The sequence below is a fragment of the Magnetococcales bacterium genome (genome assembly GCA_015231925.1).
Classification (GTDB): Bacteria; Pseudomonadota; Magnetococcia; order Magnetococcales; family JADGAQ01; genus JADGAQ01.
The window spans coordinates 1-2,280 of sequence record JADGAQ010000157.1; the positions used below are offsets into that span (position 1 = coordinate 1).

Annotated in this window: 5 protein-coding genes; 4 read left to right on the top strand and 1 reads right to left on the bottom strand. The window is 60.7% G+C overall.

Annotation, left to right across the window (positions count from 1 at the left end; translation table 11 throughout):
• The 4 genes from HQL56_14950 to HQL56_14965 all read left to right on the top strand — a co-directional run.
• Positions 1-520: sigma-70 family RNA polymerase sigma factor (locus HQL56_14950; protein MBF0310818.1), on the top strand; the 520-nt coding region annotated here is incomplete at its 5' end.
• Positions 521-781: 261 nt separating this feature from the next.
• Positions 782-1,267: a hypothetical protein gene (locus HQL56_14955; GenBank protein ID MBF0310819.1), complete on the top strand. Its 486-nt coding sequence runs from the start codon at positions 782-784 to the stop codon at positions 1,265-1,267.
• A complete protein-coding gene (locus HQL56_14960; GenBank protein ID MBF0310820.1) occupies positions 1,267-1,725 on the top strand; it encodes an AAA family ATPase in 459 nt (152 codons plus the stop codon). Before HQL56_14955 ends, HQL56_14960 begins: the two co-directional genes overlap by 1 nt.
• A 10-nt stretch (positions 1,726-1,735) precedes the next feature.
• Complete coding sequence (locus HQL56_14965; GenBank protein ID MBF0310821.1) at positions 1,736-2,131, top strand: DUF669 domain-containing protein; 396 nt, start codon at positions 1,736-1,738, stop codon at positions 2,129-2,131.
• Here HQL56_14965 and HQL56_14970 read toward each other — a convergent pair.
• On the bottom strand, positions 2,097-2,280 hold a 184-nt coding region (locus tag HQL56_14970; protein ID MBF0310822.1), incomplete at its 5' end, for a hypothetical protein. The genes HQL56_14965 and HQL56_14970 overlap by 35 nt on opposite strands.

Sequence of the window (2,280 nt, forward strand, 5' to 3'; positions counted from 1 at the left end):
GGAGTTGATGCTCGACCTGCACCGACGGTTTGCCCGTTTCGATGCCACCAAGGCCGACGTCACCACCTTCATCGCCAGGGTGGTCGCGAACCATGCGGCATCCATGTGCGAGGCAACCGGATGGGACAGGCATAGCGCAACCAGCACCCTGTCTCTCAACGAGGAGATCCAGGACGGGGATGGGAACCGCGTGGAACGGATCGACACCATCTCCGACAGCCAATCCCCATGGCATGTGCAGGCATCCTCCTGGCATGAGGCCGTCGAACTGCAAACCGATATCTCCCGTCTTTTGGGTCGGCTTCCCCCCTCCCTGCGCAACATCGCCGAACGGCTGAAGGAGACGACCGTTTCCGAACTTTCCGCCTCGGCGGGGATCCCGCGCCACAGACTCTACGATGCTCTTGGAAAAACCCGGAATCGCCTCACCCAGACAGGCAGCAGAAAAAAAAGTCCGACAGATTCCGAATCCCGCCGGTATGTAAGGGGTATGGAGCGATGGATGACCGCTCCAGCATGACACAGAAGAATCCGGAATCGCCTCAGACGGCAGGTCTCGAAAAAAAAGTCCGACAGATTCCGAATCCCGCCGGTATGTAAGGGGTAAGAAGCCAAGCATGACGGCTTCGGCACGAAACGAAACAAACCGGGGCTTGGGGGGAATGCAATACCCAATCGGGAAATACCCCCACCGCAACTCCTTGGGCGGCGCCACCCCCGGCTTTTCAATCAGCCTTGGCGGCATCAGGGACCGGAAGAAACTTTAAGGAGAATATTGCGCATGAACACAACTCTGTCCATTCACGATCTGCCGGAGCAGCCCACTGCCCAGGTGGCCGATCTCGATATCGAGTCGCTGGCCACTCTTCTGGACGAAACCGACGCCCACCTGAACCGCGCCAAGGCGATCAAGGCCAGCATCGACGACGCCATCGCGCACCGCTACAACGACCGGGCCGCTCTGGTCCGCAACCAGAAAAACAAACCCACCGGCATCGTCCGCTTCGACGACGGCCCCTTCATCGTCATCACCGACCTGCCCAAAAAGCCGGAATGGGACCAGGAGAAGCTGGCCGAACTGGTCGGGAAAATCAAGGAGTCCGGGGAAGACCCCACGGATTATGTCGAGGTCGCCTACCGGGTGCCGGAGAGTCGCTACACCGCCTGGCCCACCTCCATCCGGAAGTTCTTCGAGGCGGCCCGAACCCTCAAGGTAGGCAAACCGACCTTCAAGCTCGAACGGCCTGCGGGCCGGGGAGGTTTGTGATGGCCATTTCGCTCGCCTCTCTCAACCGGCAGCAGGCGCTTCTTCCTCCCCGGATTCTGGTCTACGGCGTGGCCGGAGTCGGCAAAAGCACGCTCGCGGCCTGCGCCCCAAAACCGGTTTTCATCCTGACCGAAGACGGCCTGGGATTGCTGCAGGTCACCAGTTTTCCGATCTCCCGCACCTTCGGCGAGGTGCTGGAGGCCCTCGACAGCCTGCTCATTGAGCAGCACGACTTCGAAAGCGTGGTCATGGACTCGGTGGACTGGCTCGAACCCCTGATCTGGGCCGAGGTGTGCCGGATCAACCGGGCCGTTGGCACCGGCGAGCGGGGGCTGTTCACCCAGGAGCGGCCCGCCTTCCTGGCCAAAAATCGCTACGGCCTTCCCCCGGAGATGTCCATGGAGTGGTCCACCCTGGAAGAGCATCTCACGGGCAAACAAAACACCCACACCGCATGAGGAGAGAGAAATGGCACAACTCGGTGGAACCTTCGACGCCTCCCAGGTGGATCCGTCGCAACCGTTCGAAACCCTGCCCCCAGGCGACTACCGGGTGCAGATCATTAACAGCGAAATGCGGGCCACCAAGACCGGTTCCGGGCAGTACCTGTGGATGGAAATGGATGTCCTGGATGGCCCACTGGCCGGACGCAAACTTTTTGACCGGCTCAATCTGATCAATCCGAACCGGCAGGCGGAAGAGATCGCCCAGCGCACCCTGTCGGCCATCTGCCACGCCATCGGGCGGTTGCAGGTGAGCGATTCGGAGGAACTGCATTTCAAGCCGGTGATGGTGAAGGTGGACCGGGAGAGGTCATGGAGGTGCAGTGCTACAGAATTGTCTCATCCTTACCCCCGAGGTTGAGTGGTGTGGAAAGGAAGTACGTCATAGCTAAAGTCGCCCTGGCCAGGGCAATCTCCCTCAGAAAGCCTTCCCCGTCATGATCCCGGGCCAGGGTGGCGATGGCCTCGTAGAGCCCACGGGCCTCGTCGATCTGGCCGGCATTGCCATAA

Excerpts from the sequence above, each read along its gene's own strand:
- HQL56_14955 (MBF0310819.1), top strand. The coding sequence starts at position 782 with ATGAACACAACTCTGTCCATTCACGATCTGCCGGAGCAGCCCACTGCC.
- HQL56_14960 (MBF0310820.1), top strand. The coding sequence starts at position 1,267 with ATGGCCATTTCGCTCGCCTCTCTCAACCGGCAGCAGGCGCTTCTTCCT.
- HQL56_14965 (MBF0310821.1), top strand. The coding sequence starts at position 1,736 with ATGGCACAACTCGGTGGAACCTTCGACGCCTCCCAGGTGGATCCGTCG.